Here is a 19,761-nt window from a genome sequence, read left to right as displayed (position 1 = left end):
GTCTTACTGCCCGTTAATGCGGAATAAATCTCCAAAACAATTAAAAGGGAGATGATACAATGTTAGCTTCACCGTTTTACTTACATACATGGAAAAAGTTTATTGATAAAGGAGTCCTTGATTCGAACCGTATAAACGAAAGAATTTCAGAGTCATGGCATCGATGTAAACAAGCAAATGTGAATCCTCATATGAATAAAGGTCAGAAAATTTCGTCTTCTAATATTTTTCAAGAACAAAAGAAAAAGAGTGAAATTTTCCTTGATATAGCATTACCTCAAATACAAAATATGAGAAAAATCATTGATGAACTACAAATGATGGCATTATTAATCGATCCAGATGGTTATGTTCTATCCTTAAGTGGAAATAAACAAACGTTAAAGCGAGCGAAACATATTAATTTTATTGAAGGTGTAAAATGGACGGAAGCAGCTGTGGGGACAAACGCAATAGGAACAGCATTAGAAATTGAAGAAGCTATTATGATAAGTGGTACTGAACATTACTCCGTGGCATCTCATAGCTGGAGTTGTGCGGCTGCTCCCATTCATAACGATGACTTGAAATTAATTGGTGTTCTAGATTTCTCCTGTCCAATTGAATTTTCGCATCCATATATGCTCGGTATGGTAACTTCAATTGCACATGCGATAGAACGTGAATGTAGCATAAGAGTTCATCAAAATGAATTACACTTAATTCATCGTTTTTTAGATGTCATTGATAGTGATGAACAAGTAGTTATTTGTAATCATCGTGATGTTATCGTTTCTGCGAGTAAGAGCGTTCGGAAACGAGTAACTAATTGGTCAAGAATGAAACTTGAAGATTTAATGCGCTATGGATTGGAAACTAAATTAGAGATACCAGTATATAGTAATGAAAGAATGATCGGGAAATGTATGTATTTAAAGGAAAACAAACAAATGAATACATATTCTGCTTTCACATTTATAAAAGGAATTACTTTTTCAGGAGTTACCGGGACAAGCAAAGCATTTCAACACACACTAGAAGAAATTAAGCTTGTTTCACCGACTGATGCTAGTGTGTATGTATGTGGCGAGACAGGAGTAGGAAAGGAATATGTTGCGAGAGCGATTCATGAAAATAGTCCAAGAAAAGACGGGCCCTTTATAGCTGTTAACTGCGGTTCTTTGCCTAAAGAATTAATGGAAAGTGAATTGTTCGGTTATACTGAAGGTGCGTTTACAGGTGCGCGACGTCAAGGATATAAAGGGAAATTTGAACAAGCGAATGGAGGAACATTGTTTTTAGATGAAGTTGGTGAAGTACCATCAGAGATGCAAGTAGCCTTATTGCGTGTTTTACAAGAACGCACAATAACTCCAATAGGAAGTTCAAAAGAGGTACCAGTAAATATTCGTATTATTACTGCCACACATAAAGATTTACTACGGTTAGTAGAAGAAGGGAAATTCCGTCAAGATTTATATTATCGTTTGCACGTTTATCCGTTATATGTTCCATCGTTACTAGAAAGAAAAGAGGATATTCCATATTTTATACAACACTTTTGCGAACGGAAGAATTGGAATGTTGTATTTCCAAAGAGTATTTGCAATCAATTTTTACAACATACATGGCCCGGAAATATTCGAGAACTAGTAAATGTATTAGAACGCATTTACATTTTGTCGCAAGGACGGGAAATATGCGAAAAACAAGTCGCTTTTTTGATACAAACAATGATGGGAAGTGAAAGACAATCCCAGTTGCAAACAGAAAATAATGAAGAACATACATTAAGTTTCCGTGAAAGAATACAGCATGATAGTATGATTGAAGCGCTTCAAAAGACGAACGGAAATGTTTCGTTAGCCGCAAAACTATTGGATGTACCCCGTAGTACATTTTATAAACGAATGCAAAAATTTAATCTATAAAAGTAGATTTTTGTAATCTGCTTTTTCTTTTTGAGCTCATGTTCTGTCGGAATGTGCGCTTCCCAGGGAAATAATAAAATAGTTAGACGGGAAATTCCCTAAAGGAGGTTAGTATGTGAAGTATATTGAAATTGGTATCGGGAATAGATGGTTCGTTCGAACAGAGACCGAAAATACAGACGGTACTGAATTTGAGGAAAAAGGAATTGTGAGACCTATTTATTTTGAATCATTTTATGTCCGTGTTTGGTTTCGGAAAACGTGTTTTATTTTTGATACGAAAGAGGGCTTTAAGAAAGTAAGGAAAAGTAGAGCTGAGTATAAGTTTATTATTGGAATTGTGAGTAGGTTAAAACAATAAAATAAAACAGGTTGTATTTTTATGATTATAATAATCACATACATACTCGCAATTATTATAATAGGCTATTCTATTTATAGTTAGAATGATGATTTTAAGAAAAAATAGCACACTTTAAATATGTGAAGTGCGCTATTTATATAATCCCGTTGTATACATCTCCGTTAATGTATACACTATTTCTTCTAGTTTTACTTCTTTGTTATTTTGTACAATAGTCCAAAGAAACATTTCATTCATTGCGAACCAACCGCGTGCCACGAGCTCTTTATTTAATTCAGGATGCGCTAATCCACTTTCTTGAGAGTAAGTAATATCCTGCGAAATACTTTTTATAAAGCGTTCGCGAATCTCACCCCATTTTTGACGTATCTCTTTTGATAATCCGATTGCTTCTTCGACAACTTGCAAAATAGCTCGTTCTTCTTCTGCTAATTGTAGGAATGCTCTAACTTGATTTTGAATCAAGTCACGTGCTGCTGCTTTCGTTTGAGGGAAGAAAGAGCGTCCAGCAATATTATAAAAACGATTCATAACATCTTCCATTAACACGATAAGGAGATCATCTTTGTTTTTAAAGTATACATATGCTGTTCCATAACCAGTTTCTGCATGTTTAATAATTTGCGTGATTGTCGTTTTCTGAAATCCATTAGTAATAAAAATAGTGTAACCCGAATGTAATAGTTTCTTTTTTGTTTCTAAGGAGCGGTGTTTTCTTGTTGAAAGAGTAGTGTTTTTCAAAGAATCACCTCTTTATACTGAAATATCTGAAAATATAATTGTATTGTAAAAGAAGATAGTATGTAAAGTCAACTGACATAATATCATTGACGTTATATCAACTAAGGTGATATATTTCAATTAGTTAGAATAAAAAGAAAATTAAGAGAAGGTGACACCATGTATAAAGAACCATTTCAACCAACTTATGAGTATGCGCTTGAGTGTGATAAACATGATGAACTGAAAGATTTTCAAACTGAATTCTATAAAAAAGAAGGAACTATATATTTAGATGGAAACTCATTAGGACTACTTTCGAAAAGAGCAGAAAAATCGTTACTTACTTTACTAGATTCATGGAAAGAGTATGGCATTGATGGCTGGACAGAAGGCGAACATCCATGGTTTTTCCTTTCGGAGAAATTAGGTGAACTGACGGCACCTCTTATTGGAGCTTTACCAGAAGAAACTATTGTAACCGGTTCTACGACTGCGAATATACACCAAGTTATTGCGACGTTTTATGAGCCGAAAGGAATACGTACAAAAATTCTTGCGGATGAATTAACTTTCCCGTCAGATATTTATGCACTTCAAAGTCAAATTCGTTTAAAAGGCTTAGAGCCAGATGAGCATTTAGTAAGAGTGAAAAGCCAAGATGGTCGAACACTTTCTGAAGAAGATATTATTCAGGCAATGGAAGATGATATCGCTTTAATTTTATTACCTTCAGTTTTATATAGAAGTGGTCAAATTCTTGATATGAAACGTTTAACAGCGGAAGCTCATAAACGCGGCATTCATATTGGATTTGATTTATGTCATTCAATTGGTTCTATTCCACATCATTTTAAAGAGTGGGATGTTGATTTCGCTGTATGGTGCAATTATAAATATTTAAATGCAGGGCCGGGTGGTGTTGCAGGCCTTTATGTAAATAGTAAACATTTTAATAGACTGCCAGGATTGTCTGGATGGTTTAGTTCTAGAAAAGATAAACAGTTTGATATGGAGCATACATTAACAGCTGCTGATCATGCAGGTGCTTATCAAATTGGTACACCTCACGTATTAAGTATAGCACCATTAATTGGTTCTCTTGAAATTTTCAAAGATGCTGGTATGGAACGTTTACGTAAGAAATCTTTACATATTACGAGATACATGCTGGATTTAATTGATCATGAATTAAAAGATTTCGGATTTACAATTGGAAACCCGTTAGAGGATGAAAAACGAGGTGGACATATTTATTTAGAGCATGCGGAAGCAGCGCGTATCTGTAAAGCACTAAAGGCAAATGGAGTAATTCCAGATTTCAGAGCACCAAATGGGATAAGACTTGCGCCAGTAGCTTTATACAATACGTATGAAGAAGTATGGAATTCTGTTCAAATTTTAAAGAAAGTTATGAAAGAGAAAGAGTATAAACAATTTGAAAATAAACGAGAGGTTGTGGCATAAGAATGCAAACATCAAAGTGGATTGATATTTCACAGCCATTAAATAATGATATTGCAACTTGGCCAGGAGATACACCGTTCTCGTATGAAGTTTCATGGTCAAAAGAAGAGAGCGGTTCAGTAAACGTCGGAAAGTTAACGATGAGTATTCATACAGGTACTCATATTGATGCGCCTTTTCATTTTGATAATGACGGAAAGAAAGTAATAGATTTAGATGTTCAAGTTTATGTCGGACCTACGCGAATCATTGACGTTTCTAACCTTGAAAGCATCGGAAAAAAAGAATTAGAAAGTTTTCATTTAGAAGGTGTAGAACGACTATTATTACGTACATCTTCACATGGTAAAGCAGAAGAATTCCCAGATGTGATCCCGCATTTACGTGCTGATATTGCACCGTTTCTTTCTGATAAGGGAATTCGTTTAATCGGAGTGGATGTACCATCAGTTGATCCGTTAGATGATAAAGAACTAGCAGCACATCATCAATTGTTTAAATATGGAATTCATATTTTAGAAAATGTCGTACTAGATCATGTAGCAGACGGCGATTACGAATTAATTGCATTACCACTAGCGTTAACAGATGCAGATGGAAGTCCAGTTCGAGCTGTCATTAGACCAATATAAGTAGAAACATATAAAAGGGGTGTTTGACTAATATGAAAGAAAACGAAAAGGTAATTATGGAAAAAGGGATTCACACGGATTTTAAGGAAAATATGACGTATGGTGAGTATTTACAATTAGATAGTTTACTATCTTCTCAAAAGAGATTATCAGACCATCATGATGAAATGTTATTTATCGTTATTCACCAAGCTAGTGAGCTTTGGATGAAGCTTATTTTACATGAACTAAATGCAGCAATTGAATCGATTAAAAACGATAAATTAGCACCGGCATTTAAAATGTTAGCACGTGTATCAAAAATTCAATCGCAAATTATTCAATCTTGGGATATTCTTGCGACATTAACGCCATCTGAGTATATTGAATTCCGTGATTCACTCGGTCAAGCTTCAGGCTTTCAATCGTATCAATATCGAATGATTGAGTACGCACTTGGTTATAAAACACCACATGCATTAAAGATTTATGAAAAAGATCCAGAATTACACGCTAGTCTTCATAAAGCGCTACACGCACCAAGTTTGTATGATGTTGCGATACAGGCGCTTGTTAAAGAAGGCTTCCCAATTCATAAAGATGTGTTGAATCGTGATATTACGCAGCCTTACGAAGAAGATGCAACTGTAGAAGCGGCTTGGATAGAAGTGTATGCGGACGTGAAGAAATATTGGGATCTATATCAGCTTGCTGAAAAATTAATTGATATCGAAGATTGGCTACAACAATGGCGTTTCCGTCATATGAAAACGGTAGAACGCATTATCGGAAATAAAATGGGAACTGGCGGATCTTCAGGTGTATCTTATTTAAAACGAGTACTTGATCAACAGTTCTTCCCTGAACTTTGGAATGTTCGTACGAAATTATAGGAATAAGCTTGTCAGCTAATTATGGCTGATAAGCTTATTTTTTTATTTGAGCACAATTATGTTTTAATAAAAGGAACAAGATATAATAAATGAAGTAACTATTTTAATGGAGGTAAGATTTTTGGATTTTAAGCAACTACAAAATAAATTTGAAAAGAAAAAAGTGAATACATTTCTTATTTATCAAAAAGGGGAATTAACAACTGAGTATTATAAAACACCCGAATGTGCAAATAACTTATATAAAATAAATTCGATTACAAAAAGTATCGTATCTTTATTAATTGGTATTGCAATTGATAAGGGCTATATAAATGATATACATACACCGATTACAGAGTGGATTGAAAATGTACCTGGGGAAAAACATGATTTAACGCTGTATCACTTATTAACAATGACTACTGGTGAGGATTGGAAAGAGTTTGGGAATGGAGTAGTATTCCCAAATGACTTTGTAGAATCAGAGAACTGGGTACAGTACATATTAGAAAAGCCAATAATTGAAGAACCTGCTACAAAAATGAATTATAATTCAGGTTCTTCACATTTACTTAGCTATATTATTCAAGAAGCTACTGGGATGTCGACAGAGCAGTTTGCGAAAAGATATTTATTTGAGCCATTAGAAATTAGCGAATATGAGTGGCAACAAGATCCGCAAGGTATATATGTCGGCGGCTTCGGTATGAAAATGAAATCTACCGATTTATTAAAATTAGGAAAACTATGTTTGCAAAATGGATATTGGAATGAGAAAGAAATTGTATCAGCGAAATGGTTAGAAGAGTCAAGTAGGGCGCAATTTGAAACATATGAACATGTCGGCGCATATGGATATCACTGGTGGGTATTACATAACGAAAGATTTCACATATCGTATTGTATATATTTCGCTATGGGGTACGGCGGACAATACATCGTTATCATTCCTCAGTTAGAAGTAGTAGCTATTATAAGTAGTCATATGCCAAAACGTGGGCTCGTTCCATTAAAATTATTTATTGAGCATGTACAGGGAAATTCCAATTATATATAAGAAAAGGAGGGAATGTATGAGGGATGAAAAAACTTTATCTTTATTTAGACTATGTTTAAGTCTTCTAGCATGTAGTGCCATTATTACGCAATTCATACTCAGGGCACAATTGAAACCGTTCAATCCAGTTAATTTTTTTAGTTTCTTTACGATTGAAAGTAACATTTTAGTTGTATGTATTCTCCTTTTAAGCAGTATCGGAACAGCTACATTTGGTCGCTCAGAACAATTTAGTATACTTCGAGGTGCGGCAACGGTATACATACTTACGACAGGACTCATTTATTTTTTGCTATTAAGAGGATTAGAAGAGTCACTTCAAACGGCAATACCATGGGTAAATACAGTGCTACATTATATCATGCCGATTGCAATGCTTTTAGATTGGATTTTAAATCCACCTATTAAGAAAATCACTTGGAAACAATCTGCAAGTTGGCTTTTATTCCCGTTTTTTTACGTTGTATATAGCTTAATACGTGGCCCAATCGTGAATTGGTATCCATATCCGTTTTTAGATCCAAGAATAGGTGGGTATGGTAAAGTACTTTTATACAGTATAGGGATAGCGGTTGTAATTGGCGCTATTTGTATATTGGTAAGATTTTTAGGGAATCGAAACTTTAGGAAAGAATTTTAGAAATGCAAGGAGCCCCACTGTTTCCGTTTTTAACAGTGGGGTTTCATTTTATCCCGCATTAACGGGGCAGTAAGACCCCCACCTCAAAATTCAGCGAAAGCAAAGAAGTTAGATGGGGGATCAACTGCCCGTAAAAGCCCGATTGGTTCAACTAATAATCAGTGGGAGATGAACAACCCCCCCACTGATTAAAGTTTTACTTTATCTACTCGTCTTCTGAAACGACAACTTTATAAATTTCTCTGTCTTCGTTTCAAATTCTACATCAACAAAAACACCATATTCTTTTCCATCTTCACGTAGCCACAATTTAAACTTTTCAACAGTTATTTGAACCGTTTTTGGTTTTCTACCTATATGAAGATAATCAACAATCTCTGCTTTCGGATATTGTTCTTTCGTCTTTTCTACAGCAAGTTTACCCCATTTTGCATAAGGCGGTTGTGCATGAACAATCGATGACCCGGTATATATATTTAAACATGTTGTTAATAAAAGAATGACGAATGCGATACGCTTTAACAATTGCTTCATAATGAACTCCTTTTCTCCTTTTTGTATATTGTTTACATATTCTTTCAACGATATAAGTTTGGATTTTTTTGTCTTCTTTACATAAAAGCGAGGCTTTTACAAAACATAACCAAGAAATCATTTCTGTAATTAAGGAGGGAAAATTATGCGCCAAAAAGCTATTTTTAAAATAGCAGTTTTACTTGCGTTCATAGGACTGTCTTTAATGGTCAGTAGTATACAACTAAAGAATGTAGAAGCTTTTTCTAATCAAGTCATTCAAAGAGGAGCATCTGGCGAAGATGTCATTGAACTGCAATCTCGTTTGAAATATAACGGGTTTTATACGGGAAAAGTGGATGGTGTTTTCGGATGGGGTACATACTGGGCACTTCGGAATTTTCAAGAGAAATTCGGATTACCCGTTGATGGTTTAGCTGGAGCTAAAACGAAGCAAATGCTCGTAAAGGCAACAAAGTATGATAAGTCAACTGCTAATAAAGGGACGACAACGAATAAAGGAAATAGTGGTGGCTCTGCACAAGAGAATAAACCATCTCAAAATAAAGGGACAAATGTTCCGAACGGTTATTCTCAAAATGATATTCAGCTTATGGCAAATGCAGTATACGGGGAATCACGTGGTGAACCGTATTTAGGACAAGTTGCAGTAGCTGCTGTTATTTTAAATCGTGTTACAAGTGCGTCATTCCCCAATACTGTTTCAGGTGTAATCTTTGAGCCTAGAGCATTTACAGCGGTAGCAGATGGACAAATATATTTAACGCCAAATGAAACAGCAAAAAAAGCGGTTTTAGATGCGATAAACGGATGGGATCCAACAGGAAATGCTTTATATTATTTCAACCCAGATACTGCGACAAGTAAATGGATTTGGACTCGTCCACAAATTAAAAAAATTGGTAAACATATTTTCTGTAAATAGAGCGGAGGTGGGATAATGTTAAGAGGTATTATCATTGTATTATTAACAGTTGGTGTAGTTGGAACAGGATATTGGGGCTATAAAGAGCACCAAGAGAAAAATGCGGTTTTAATTCGAGCGGAAAATAGTTATCAACGAGCATTCCATGATTTAGCATACGAAGTTGATTTATTACACGATAAAATTGGTACAACACTTGCGATGAATTCACGCTCATCTTTATCACCTGCATTAGCAGATGTATGGCGTTTAACATCTGAAGCTCGTTCAGATGTAGGACAACTCCCGTTAACATTAATGCCGTTTAATAAAACGGAAGAGTTTTTAGCAAATATCGGTGATTTTAGTTACCGTGCAGCCATTCGTGATTTAGAAAAAGAGCCGTTAAATGAACAAGAATATAAAACGTTGCAAACTTTATATTCAAATGCGGGAAATATACAAGATGAACTAAGGAAAGTACAACATCTTGTTTTGAAAAATAATTTACGCTGGATGGATGTTGAAATGGCACTTGCATCAAATCGCGATCCAGCAGATAACACAATTATTGATGGATTAAAAACTGTAGAGAAAAACGTAACATCATACTCTTCTACAAACTTCGGACCGACCTTTACAAGTGCACAAAAAAATAAAAAAGGTGGATTTGAAGCAGAAGGAAAAGCAATTTCTAAAGATGAAGCAGCAAAAATCGCAAAATCATTTTTAAATTTAAAAGGAAATGAAAAAGTCGATGTAGAGAAAAGTGGAAAAGGTGCGAAAGAATCATTCTATAGTGTGAAGATTAAAGACTCTGCAACGAATAATGAGTTTTACATGGATATTACCGGAAAAGGCGGATATCCAATTTGGGTAATGAATAATCGAGAAATTAAAGAACAGAAAATTAGTTTAAACGATGCAGGAAGTAAAGGATTGACGTTTTTAAAGGATCATAAGTTTAATAATATGGAGCTTTATGATAGTTCCCAATATGATACTATCGGCGTGTTTACTTATGTAGTAAATGAGAATGGCGTACGGATCTATCCGGAAGCAATCCAAATGAAAATTGCTTTAGACGACGGATCTATCGTTGGATTTTCTGCAAAAGAATATTTAGCATCACATCAAAAACGAACAATTCCGTCTGCCAAGCTAACTGCAGCAGAAGCAAGGAAGAAAATTAACCCTGATGTGAAAGTGATGGAAGAGCGAAAAGCAGTCGTAGTAAATGATTTGCATAATGAAGTACTTTGCTATGAATTTGTTGGAACGTTAGGGAAAGATACGTATCAAATTTTCATCAATGCGAATAGCGGAGCAGAAGAAAAAGTGAAAAAAATGCAAGCTGTTGAAAAAATTTATGATTAAACCTTAATAGTAAAGTGGTGAAAAGAATGAAAATTCTAATATATGTGTTGATGCTTTGCTTTTTTATAACTGGATGCAGTATTGGAAAAAAAGACAATCCAAATGAAAAGCCAGAACAAAAAAATGTCTCAATGAAAAATGTTAATTATACAAACAAATCAAATAAGCCAAATGAAAAAGCAGCGGATCATTTAGCATCTTTAGCGGCAAGTGTGCCAGGTGTGAATGATGCAACAGCAGTAGTTGTTGGAAAATATGCTATTGTAGGTATTGATGTAAAAGCGAAACTAGACCGAACTCGTGTTGAGTCAATTAAGTACTCTGTTGCAGAAAGTTTAAAAAACGATCCGGATGGTGCGAATGCAGTCGTTGTAGCTGATGTTGATACGTATGAACGGCTGAAACAAATTGGAAAGCAAATTAAAAAAGGGAAAACTGGCGAAGGTATACTGGATGAATTAGCAGCAATTGTTGGCCGCGTGATGCCACAAGTTCCGAATGATATGATTGAAAATAGAGAAACGAATCCAATTAAAGATAATGACAAGCAATTACCAAAAGATGAAGAACAAGAACTAAGAAAAGAACAGAATGACCAATCTAATAATCATTTGAATAAGTAAAATGAGCCTCGTACTAAATTGTACGAGGCTTTTTAAATATAATATTAAATATTCAGTTTATTTTTAAGGGAATATATGGTTTAATTATTGTGGGAGGGACAACTGGTATGATGAAAAAAAGTGCATTTATTTTATGTGGTTTCTGCCTAAGTTTCAGTATGACAGCGTGTGAACAAAAGAAAGAAGTGAAAAAGCAAACAGCGACTTCTTCTACTGTGATGGAAAGTCAGAAGAAAGAATTTATCAATATAAATCATTTCTCAAAAATAGATGAAGGAATGACTTATACAGAAGTGAAAGATTTAATCGGTTTTGAAGGAAATTTACTTATAGAAGAAGGGGTAGAACATTCTACACAAATTAAACAAATTTTTGCTTGGAAGGGGAATAATCCAAATTCATTTGTTGAAATTACATTTTTGGATGGAAAAGTGCATTCTAAATCACAGCAAGGTTTAAGTTAATTTGATAAAAATGGGAGAGTATAGCATGAACATACATACTGGGGAAATACAATTAGTTCCGTATAAGGAGACGTATAAAGAAATTATACAATCATTTACTTTACCAAGTGAACAAGTTCAATTCACATCAGATCCAGGCGAATTATTGAAAAAAGCAAAAAGCGATCGCACAAAAAATGTAATTGTTATTTTAGATTACAACGGGGTACCTGTTGGTCTTTTCGCATTACAAACAGGCGAAAGAGTACAAGAGTTCACAGAGAATGAAGATGATTTACTTTTAACATCATTTTCTATAAATTATAATAAACAAAGAAGAGGATACACTAAAAAATCATTGGCATTATTACAAGATTTTGTAAAACGTTATTTTCCAATAAAAAATGAAGTTGTACTTGCTGTAAATGAAAAAAATATGCCAGCACAAAAGTTATATGAAAAAGTTGGCTTCGAAGATAGAGGCTTTAGAAGAATGGGACCGATTGGTCAACAAATAATAATGCATTTACCTATAATAAAATAACGGGATAGAAAACTTACTCTTGAACATTCATGTAGTAAGTTTTTTTTATTTTGTGTTATGTTAGTAAAAACGAAAGTAGGTATCCAAAAAAGATAAAGGTTTCAACATATATAGTTGAAAGGTCAATGAATATGCGAGGAGTAATGATATGACAATTTATATTGCGTTACTAAGGGGAATCAATGTAGGTGGACATAAAATAATCAAAATGGCAGATTTAAAACGATTGTTTGAATCAATAGGATTAAAACAAGTGAAAACATATATTCAAAGCGGTAATATCGTGTTTGAATCTGAGGAAGATATAAACGCTCTAAAAGTAAAAATTGAATTTGAAATTAAAAGGGAATTTAATTTTGATGTTCCAGTCATCCTAAAAACAAATGAAGAATTTATAAACACTATAAAATATTCCCCTTATAAGGCGGATGCTTTGTTAGAAGGAGAAAGTATACACGTTGCATTTTTAGCTCATCCATTTTCTGAAGATGAGAGGAAGCAGTTACTTATGTACAAAAGTGAACTTGAAGATTGCTATATAGATGAGAAGGTTGTATATTTGTATTTCAAAAATAGCATTCGGAATTCTAAATTAATGAACCAATTTCAGAAGTTACATAAACCAGCTACAGTCAGGAATTGGCGAACTGTTAATAAATTAAAAGTAATTGTAGAGGGTATGTAAATATAAAAAGATGAGGTTTTCTATATATAGAAAACCTCATCTTTTATTTATATTGTTTTGCAACTATGAGTTCGACAATAGGATAAATAAAGAATGAAGAACAAAGTGCGATAAACAGTGGTAGGTTTTTAACTCCATCTAAATTGGAACCCATAGAAAAACCTTCCGAGAAGAGTAATAGAAGGAACAATACAACTACAAGTACAAAATACGCAATTTTAAAGCTTTTATATGTAATTTGCTGTCCCATTTCATCCTGACTTTCTTCTGATACACCGTGGGGATCTCCCCATGTAATATGATTGATGAGGTAGCTAAGTATTAAAGCGCTTGTAAAAATTGTTCCACCTAAAATTACACCTCCATTGATGTATTTATAAGCTCCGTGTATAAGTACTCCGACTAATGATAAAACAATTGTTATTAAAATGAATTTTTTACGATTCATATTAGAACAACACCCCCACGATTGTAAAAAATTCTTTACATTTATAGTATAAAATTGGAAAAGGTTCATGTCAAATACTTTTTACAAGCAAGGCAAATGTATATAGTATTTTGTTTTAATGATAAATAAAAAATTACATTACATTTGAATGTAAAAGAATAGGCTCGCATATATTTGGAAGGGATGTCAGATTAATTTAGGGGGTAGTTATGTCTATACTTTTAAAAGCTGGTGCAGATGCAGGAAATAACGGTTTGAAGTTAATGGTGAAAGGGCAAGACCCTATTTTTATTCCGAGTATTTATTCTTTATATATAGGTGAGCCTACAGGATTGTTAGATGAGGGAGATGTGTCATTATCTGAATTAGAAAATCATATCGATGTGACCATTAGTTCTCCATCGCTAATGTTAAATAATGTACGTTACATCGTTGGAGAAAAAGTGATTCAAGATCAATTAAAAGGTACTGAAGTGGAGAAGAAATCGAATAAGTCGACGGATGAGCTAATGGTTATTACAATACTATCGGGTTTAGCAGTAAGTGCTATGCGTCAAAGTCCAACTTCTAGTCATATTAACATTCGATATGATTTATCTGTCGCTCTTCCTATGCAGCTTATTACACAAGAAATAGCTGCCGAAAATGCAAAACGTTATATGGGAAATCACAAGGTTGTTTTCCATTATCCGAACGGTCGTGATGTTACTATTAATGTTTCTATTGAGTTTTGTAAATGCCTGCCTGAGGGCGCTTCTGGGACGTGGGGCATTGTATATGATGAAGAAGGAAATGTTGTGAAACATAAAATAGAATGTGAACAAAATCAAGTTTCAGAAATTGATTTTGTTGATAAAACTTTATTGTCTTTTGATATTGGTGCGGGGACAACAGAAGAAGTTGTTTCGTTAGGGGTAAATTTCCGTCCGCAATTAAGTAAAGGATTATCGTACGGTGTAAAAGAAACGTTACTACAAATTATTACGAGATGGAACCGGAAGTATCCAACAAAGACGATTGATAGTATTACAGAATTCAATCAAATTTATTTAAATGATAAACATCCTAGGAATGCATTATTAGTTGAGGAATCACAACCAGCATTATTAGGTTTAGCTGCGCGCGTCGCAACTGATATTATTAATAAAATTGATGATATGAAAGACGATCCATACGTGTTTATTTATGGTGGGGGCGCAGTTATCATTAAAAATAGCTTGAAAATGATTTTAAAACAAAAAGGGCGTTTAACAAATGTTATCTTTGTAGATAATCCACTATTTACAAATGCAAGAGGATTATTAGTCTACACTTGTTCGCCAAAGTATAGAGAACATAAACAAAAAGAGTTAGGGTTTACAAACTTAACGATAAGTTAGTTGGTGGAAACATGCGATCTAGGCGATATAAACGTGGTGATCGAGTGAAAATCAATATTCATAAATCAGTATCACCTGAAATGCTTGCATGGCTTAATAAACAATCAAACCCAACTAATTTCTTTTTCTTTGCAGCACAGCAATTATTTAAACAAGTAGGAGATATTGATGTGTCAAAAACTTTACCAAGTAGCCATGTTTTCTCATTATATATGGAGCCCTCATCCTTATTAAAAGTCGAAGTAAATCCTTTTAAAAACGTACCACTAGAAGCGAATAAATCCACCGAAAGTGTAAAAAAAAAATCATGGGAATCTGTTGATCAATTAGATTGTCCATTTTTTTAAACATAGAAAAATATATGTAAGCCCATCACTATACATATGGATACGGTGATGGGTTTTTGTTAGTGTACCACTAGTCCAATAAATAGAAGGGGCACAATACAAATTTGTGCCCCTTCTATTTATTATTTATCTATATTTTAGATGTATGTTCTGTTACTGCTTGAATAATGTTTTTCCAGTCATCAGGATGATTTTCATGTCCTGCTCCTTCAAGAGTTAAAAGTGCTGAGTTTGGAATTTCATCAATAAGTGCGAGACCATGTTCAAATGGTAGTGCTGTATCGTCAGTTCCGTGAATTACTAATGTGGGTGCTTGTATGGAGCTAAGTACACCTTCATAAGCATCATCACCTTGAAGTAAAGCGTGATTAAACATACTTAATAGATTGTTAGCCCTTTCTATTTCGAGTTTTACTTGTGTATAAACTCTGTTTTCATCAAATGAACGTTTTGAGCCGCACAATAGACGAGAGCCTGTAACTAAATACTCTGTCACAGCGTTTTGATTTGACCAATCTAAATTTGCACCATTTGCGTGATGTATTAAAATTCTTTCATCCATCGGAGGTAAATCGCGAGTGTTGTTATCTGAGCCTATAACACTTGTTGCTAGTAAAGTTAACGTTAAAATTCTTTCAGGATGTTTTACAGCGGCAATTTGAGCAATCATGCCACCTAATGACATACCAAATAAGTGCGCTTTATCAATATGATAGGCATCCAGCACTCCAATTGCATCTTCAGCCATAGTTGTTACCGTATAATTGGAAGTTCCAGGTTCGTATGTAACAGAGCGTCCTACATCACGGTTATCAAAGCGAATGACAAATTTCCCTGTGTTAGCTAACTGTTCACAAAATTCTTCATCCCAATAAACCATTGAACACGTAGCTCCCATAATTAATAAAATTGCTGGATTATTAGGATTTCCAAAGCTTTCTGTACAAATATCAGTCCCGTTTGTTTTAATCATCTTTTCGGTCATAGTGTTATCTCCATTTCTTTTGGATTTAATTATAAACATAGAAAATAAAACTCTGTATGATTCTAAGATGTACACAAAATTGAATTTGGAACTCACATTAATTAATAGCGTAGCATAAATACCACCTCTAAACATGTTTATTGTCATTCAAAGCAAAAAATTTTGAAAAATAATTGTAAGTTATTAAAATAAACAGCAAGGAGGAGAGGAAATGAAAGCAATTGTTATTGATCAATATGGTAGTGTTGAAGAACTAAAAGAAAGACAAATTTTAAAACCAGTTGTTACATATAACGAGGTATTAATACGCATTCTCGCAACATCTGTTAATCCAGTTGATTGGAAAACTAGAAAAGGAGACTTACAACAACAATTGCAATTTTCATTTCCAATTACTTTAGGGTTAGATGTAGCTGGAGTTATCGAAGAGATTGGAGAAGAGGTAGAAGGTTTCAAAATAGGAGATAAAGTGTTTACGAAACCTGAAAATATAGGGAAGGGATCTTATTCTGAATTCATTGCGGTAAAATCAGATTTAGTAACTTATATGCCTACTAACCTAAGTTTTGAAGAGGCAGCTTCTATTCCACTCGCAGGACTTACTGCTTGGCAAAGTCTTGTAGATTACGCAAAAATAAAAGAAAATGACCGAGTATTTATTCGCGCTGGAGCTGGTGGTGTCGGAAGTTTGGCAATCCAAATTGCAAAATCATTTGGAGCTTTTGTTGCAACTACTGCAAGTAGTAAAAATGAAGAATTTTTAAAGGATTTAGGAGCGGATCTCGTTATTGATTATAAAAAAGATAAATTTGAAGAGCTACAATCAGATTTTGATATTATATTAGATACAATCGGTGGCGAAGTACAAGAAAAAAGTTTTCAAATTATTAAACCTGGCGGTGTTCTAGTTTCGATTGTTCATGAACCAAATTATAAAGTGAAAGGGATAAAATCAGGATTTTTATGGCTAAAACCAAGTGGAAAACAATTAGAAGAGTTATCAAATTTAATTGTACATGGAAAAATCAAACCGATCATAAGTAAAGTTGTGTCACTTAATGAAGAAGGGGTTAGAGAAGCTCATATTTTGAGTGAAGGGCAACATGTTAGAGGTAAGATTGTAATTAAAGTGGAATGATGATAGCCGCTGTATATTGACTTGTAGTGAATAAAGATAAATTGGAGTACTCCATAATTTTATAATACCCCAAAGTACTTTTATTTTGGGGTATTAGCTTTTCTTAGTTTGATGGGCTAGTGAACATACTTTTAAAAATTAAAGTTTCGTATTGTATCATGTAATTTCTCTAATCCAATCGCCATATCTTTTTCATTTAACATGGAATAGCTAATTCTTAATTGGTTATTATTTGTATCGTTATTTAATAGACAAGCTGTTCCAGGTAAAAAAGAGACATCTGCTTCATTTGCTTTTTGTAATAAGTTAAAAGGATCAATTGTATTAGGAAGTGTAATCCATAAATTAAAGCCGCCATTTGGTATTTTAAAGTGCATTTCTTTTAGTGGCGATAATATAGCGATTGTTAAATCGCGTCTAATTTGTAAAGCGGTGCGTAATTTTTCTAAATGATTTTTCATACGTTCTGCACGTAAGAAAGGAAGTAGTGCTTTTTGCGTTAATAACGGGCTACCGATATCCATCGAACCCTTCACAGCATATAACCATTCAAAAATAGGCCCATCGGCTATAAGTGCAGCGATACGTAGTCCAGGTGCTAACGTTTTACTAAAACCTTTTAAATATATTACATGACCATTCGTATCAAAACTTTTGATTGGAGGAGGAACTATAGCATCCTCAAAATATATTTCTCCGAAAGAATCATCTTCAATTATAAAAAACTCATATAACTCCGCTAGTTCTATAAGTTCCAATCTCCGTTCTTTACTCATTACTGTACCTGTTGGGTTTTGAAAAGTAGGATTCACATATAACAAAACAGGATTCTTTCTTTGACAAAGGTCATCTATTAAATCTGAGCGAATGCCGTTTTTATCAAGACTAATAGGTATAATCTGCACTCCTTTGTTGAGAAAAACATCAAGTGCTGCGCCATAACAAGGGCTTTCTACTAATACTATATCTCCAGGTTTTAATAATGTTTGAGCGATCAAATCAATTCCTTGCTGGGCACCACTTGTAATTAATAATTGAGAGGGGTCTGTCACTAATTTCTGATGTTCTTTTAGATAATTAACTATTTCAACTCGAAGTTCATAATCGCCTTGAATAGGTCCATAAGTTGCTAGTAACATCGGATTTTTATCCAGCAATTTGTGCATTTCGTCTGCTAGAAATGGATTTGGTAATAGACGTGGATATAAAATCGCTTGTGAAAAATCATAATATTTTCGGTGTTGATTCATTGCATATTGAGAACGCATAACATTAATAGTTTTCGTTTGTTGCCATTTATAAGGAATAGTTTTGAACTCTTTCTTTACACGTTTATATATATAAGCGCCTTTTCCTTGCTCGATGCGTATATATCCTTTCGTTTCTAGCTGCTTATACGCCTTACGAACAGTCAATAAGCTAATTTGTAAATCTTCGGCCATACAACGTAATGATGGAAGGGAGTCACCATATGAAAGCATGCCACTTTGTACTCTTTCAACAATTTGCATATATATTTGTTGATAATACGGTATGTTGGATTCTTTCCGTATTACAATCTTCATGGCTTCACCTTGTTTCTTTTTTATTTAATTAAAGCGAAAAAAATAAAGAGAATCAACTACAATTTGATGTAACTGTTATAAGCATAGATACACTGTTATACACGAAACCCTCTATACTCATGTTAAGAGTAAAAAGGAGGAAGAAAAATGGTCATTTTTAATTATATTTTAGTATGCATTATTTTCGGCACAACATTTTTAACGATAAAAATCGGAATTGAAGCAGGAGCGCCTCCATTATTTTCAGCAGGAATTCGTTTCTTTTTAGCAGGAGTAATCTTGATGTTTATATTTAAGTTGAAGCGAAAAGAAATTATGCCGCATGTATTTTCAAAACGTATTATGTATGCTGGCTTTTGTTTAACGTTCATGACATTCGCATCTTTGTACTGGGCTGAACAATATATTTCTTCTGGGTTAGCTGCTGTACTTTCTGCAACAGGTCCTATGATGATTTTATTATTACAAGCAAGAAGAAATAAGAAAAAATTGCAAAAGGAGCAATTTTTCGCTTTAATTATTGCGTTAATAGGTGTTGTTTTTGTTTCTTTACCAGGAATACATCAAGAAGTAAGTTTCATATGGAGTATTGCTTGTATTATTTTAGTAGTAGGGGAGTTATTTTACGGAATAGGTTCTATTCGCTCAAAAGAAATACTTTCGGATTTACGAAGTGTATCACCATTTCTTATTAATGGTATTCAAATGTTTTATGGAGGGATTTTGCTACTAATCGTATCATACATAGTAGAGCAGCCGAATGTAACTGTATTAACCTCATGGAGCGTACAGTGGCCTATTTTATACCTCATATTTATCGGATCAATTGGTGGGCACGGATTATATTACTGGCTTTTATCAAAAACAAATCCTGTATTCCCATCGACGTGGTTATATGTATCACCATTAATAGCAATTATTGTAGGATATATTGTATTAGGAGAACCATTAAATCCTGCAATGGGTATAGGTGCTTGTTTCATATTGATAGGTGTATTTTTGGCCAATCGTTCAACACTACGGACTTATTTCAAACAAGGACGGTTATTAGAGAAGGAAATGTAGTTGGATAATGTAACGGCCCTGTATATTACCGGGCTAGTAAAATCAAAAACACAGCTGGGAAAATAACCAACTGTGTTTTT

Annotated in this window: 22 protein-coding genes; 17 read left to right on the top strand and 5 right to left on the bottom strand. The window is 33.9% G+C overall.

Features of this window, described 5'->3' with window-relative positions; all coding sequences use genetic code 11:
* Nucleotides 1-59 precede the first annotated feature (59 nt).
* On the top strand, nt 60-1,910 hold the full coding sequence (locus JDS98_RS01520; protein ID WP_199633470.1) for a sigma-54-dependent Fis family transcriptional regulator: 1,851 nt from the start codon (nt 60-62) through the stop codon (nt 1,908-1,910).
* Nucleotides 1,911-2,025: 115 nt separating this feature from the next.
* Nucleotides 2,026-2,271 carry a DUF3977 family protein gene (locus JDS98_RS01515; RefSeq protein ID WP_000873854.1) on the top strand — a complete coding sequence of 82 codons (246 nt, stop codon included), beginning with the start codon at nt 2,026-2,028 and terminating at the stop codon, nt 2,269-2,271.
* Between the two features lie 132 nt (nt 2,272-2,403).
* Here JDS98_RS01515 and JDS98_RS01510 read toward each other — a convergent pair whose 3' ends face one another.
* Nucleotides 2,404-3,015 (bottom strand): TetR/AcrR family transcriptional regulator, encoded by a 612-nt coding sequence (locus JDS98_RS01510; RefSeq protein ID WP_000799616.1) that lies wholly within the window; start codon nt 3,013-3,015, stop codon nt 2,404-2,406.
* Between the two features lie 159 nt (nt 3,016-3,174).
* On the opposite strand from JDS98_RS01510, the gene kynU reads away from it, so the two are divergent.
* The 5 genes from kynU to JDS98_RS01485 all read left to right on the top strand — a co-directional run bounded on the left by kynU (nt 3,175) and on the right by JDS98_RS01485 (nt 7,644).
* A complete protein-coding gene (gene kynU / locus JDS98_RS01505) occupies nt 3,175-4,461 on the top strand; it encodes a kynureninase (protein WP_097958958.1) in 1,287 nt (428 codons plus the stop codon).
* A gap of 2 nt (nt 4,462-4,463) precedes the next feature.
* Complete coding sequence (kynB, locus tag JDS98_RS01500; protein ID WP_001194976.1) at nt 4,464-5,093, top strand: arylformamidase; 630 nt, start codon at nt 4,464-4,466, stop codon at nt 5,091-5,093.
* Between the two features lie 32 nt (nt 5,094-5,125).
* Entirely contained in the window at nt 5,126-5,965 is an 840-nt protein-coding gene (gene kynA, locus JDS98_RS01495) for a tryptophan 2,3-dioxygenase (protein WP_097958955.1), read from the top strand.
* A gap of 121 nt (nt 5,966-6,086) precedes the next feature.
* Nucleotides 6,087-7,004: a serine hydrolase domain-containing protein gene (locus JDS98_RS01490; RefSeq protein WP_097958954.1), complete on the top strand. Its 918-nt coding sequence runs from the start codon at nt 6,087-6,089 to the stop codon at nt 7,002-7,004.
* A 16-nt stretch (nt 7,005-7,020) separates the two neighbouring features.
* Complete coding sequence (locus JDS98_RS01485) at nt 7,021-7,644, top strand: Pr6Pr family membrane protein (protein WP_087969269.1); 624 nt, start codon at nt 7,021-7,023, stop codon at nt 7,642-7,644.
* Between the two features lie 201 nt (nt 7,645-7,845).
* On the opposite strand, the gene JDS98_RS01480 is transcribed toward JDS98_RS01485, so the two are convergent.
* The gene (locus JDS98_RS01480; RefSeq protein WP_000811610.1) at nt 7,846-8,178 is read right to left on the bottom strand and encodes a YqzG/YhdC family protein; all 333 of its coding nucleotides are present in this window, start codon (nt 8,176-8,178) and stop codon (nt 7,846-7,848) included.
* Nucleotides 8,179-8,323: 145 nt separating this feature from the next.
* Between JDS98_RS01480 and sleB the strand changes: the two genes are divergently transcribed.
* From sleB to JDS98_RS01450, 6 genes are all read left to right on the top strand, one after another.
* The gene (sleB, locus tag JDS98_RS01475; RefSeq protein ID WP_001249051.1) at nt 8,324-9,103 is read left to right on the top strand and encodes a spore cortex-lytic enzyme; all 780 of its coding nucleotides are present in this window, start codon (nt 8,324-8,326) and stop codon (nt 9,101-9,103) included.
* A 15-nt stretch (nt 9,104-9,118) separates the two neighbouring features.
* The gene (ypeB, locus tag JDS98_RS01470) at nt 9,119-10,459 is read left to right on the top strand and encodes a germination protein YpeB (RefSeq protein ID WP_000943731.1); all 1,341 of its coding nucleotides are present in this window, start codon (nt 9,119-9,121) and stop codon (nt 10,457-10,459) included.
* A 26-nt stretch (nt 10,460-10,485) separates the two neighbouring features.
* Nucleotides 10,486-11,082: a YhcN/YlaJ family sporulation lipoprotein gene (locus JDS98_RS01465; RefSeq protein ID WP_000698005.1), complete on the top strand. Its 597-nt coding sequence runs from the start codon at nt 10,486-10,488 to the stop codon at nt 11,080-11,082.
* Nucleotides 11,083-11,189: 107 nt separating this feature from the next.
* Entirely contained in the window at nt 11,190-11,546 is a 357-nt protein-coding gene (locus JDS98_RS01460; RefSeq protein ID WP_000976449.1) for a hypothetical protein, read from the top strand.
* A gap of 25 nt (nt 11,547-11,571) precedes the next feature.
* Nucleotides 11,572-12,069 carry a GNAT family N-acetyltransferase gene (locus JDS98_RS01455; protein ID WP_199633469.1) on the top strand — a complete coding sequence of 166 codons (498 nt, stop codon included), beginning with the start codon at nt 11,572-11,574 and terminating at the stop codon, nt 12,067-12,069.
* Between the two features lie 148 nt (nt 12,070-12,217).
* Nucleotides 12,218-12,754: a DUF1697 domain-containing protein gene (locus tag JDS98_RS01450; protein WP_098711317.1), complete on the top strand. Its 537-nt coding sequence runs from the start codon at nt 12,218-12,220 to the stop codon at nt 12,752-12,754.
* Nucleotides 12,755-12,797: 43 nt separating this feature from the next.
* On the opposite strand, the gene JDS98_RS01445 is transcribed toward JDS98_RS01450, so the two are convergent.
* The gene (locus JDS98_RS01445) at nt 12,798-13,202 is read right to left on the bottom strand and encodes a DUF2178 domain-containing protein (RefSeq protein ID WP_001080326.1); all 405 of its coding nucleotides are present in this window, start codon (nt 13,200-13,202) and stop codon (nt 12,798-12,800) included.
* 209 nt (nt 13,203-13,411) lie between these two features.
* Between JDS98_RS01445 and JDS98_RS01440 the strand changes: the two genes are divergently transcribed.
* Entirely contained in the window at nt 13,412-14,581 is a 1,170-nt protein-coding gene (locus JDS98_RS01440) for a ParM/StbA family protein (protein WP_000025613.1), read from the top strand.
* An 11-nt stretch (nt 14,582-14,592) separates the two neighbouring features.
* Complete coding sequence (locus tag JDS98_RS01435) at nt 14,593-14,928, top strand: hypothetical protein (RefSeq protein WP_001257766.1); 336 nt, start codon at nt 14,593-14,595, stop codon at nt 14,926-14,928.
* 130 nt (nt 14,929-15,058) lie between these two features.
* On the opposite strand, the gene mle is transcribed toward JDS98_RS01435, so the two are convergent.
* Complete coding sequence (mle, locus tag JDS98_RS01430) at nt 15,059-15,913, bottom strand: BCA family alpha/beta fold macrolide esterase (protein WP_000136872.1); 855 nt, start codon at nt 15,911-15,913, stop codon at nt 15,059-15,061.
* A 211-nt stretch (nt 15,914-16,124) separates the two neighbouring features.
* Here mle and JDS98_RS01425 point away from each other — a divergent pair, with 211 nt between their 5' ends.
* Nucleotides 16,125-17,051 carry an NADP-dependent oxidoreductase gene (locus JDS98_RS01425; protein ID WP_199631640.1) on the top strand — a complete coding sequence of 309 codons (927 nt, stop codon included), beginning with the start codon at nt 16,125-16,127 and terminating at the stop codon, nt 17,049-17,051.
* Between the two features lie 131 nt (nt 17,052-17,182).
* On the opposite strand, the gene pdxR is transcribed toward JDS98_RS01425, so the two are convergent.
* Nucleotides 17,183-18,616: a MocR-like pyridoxine biosynthesis transcription factor PdxR gene (gene pdxR, locus JDS98_RS01420; protein WP_199633468.1), complete on the bottom strand. Its 1,434-nt coding sequence runs from the start codon at nt 18,614-18,616 to the stop codon at nt 17,183-17,185.
* 147 nt (nt 18,617-18,763) lie between these two features.
* Between pdxR and JDS98_RS01415 the strand changes: the two genes are divergently transcribed.
* Complete coding sequence (locus tag JDS98_RS01415) at nt 18,764-19,681, top strand: DMT family transporter (RefSeq protein ID WP_199633467.1); 918 nt, start codon at nt 18,764-18,766, stop codon at nt 19,679-19,681.
* The last annotated feature ends 80 nt before the right edge of the window (nt 19,682-19,761 follow it).

This window comes from Bacillus cereus group sp. N11 (genome assembly GCF_016483605.1).
GTDB classification, from domain to species: Bacteria; Bacillota; Bacilli; order Bacillales; family Bacillaceae_G; genus Bacillus_A; species Bacillus_A toyonensis.
Note: the sequence above shows the minus strand (reverse complement) of the source record. Positions and strands in the feature narration are given on the sequence as shown.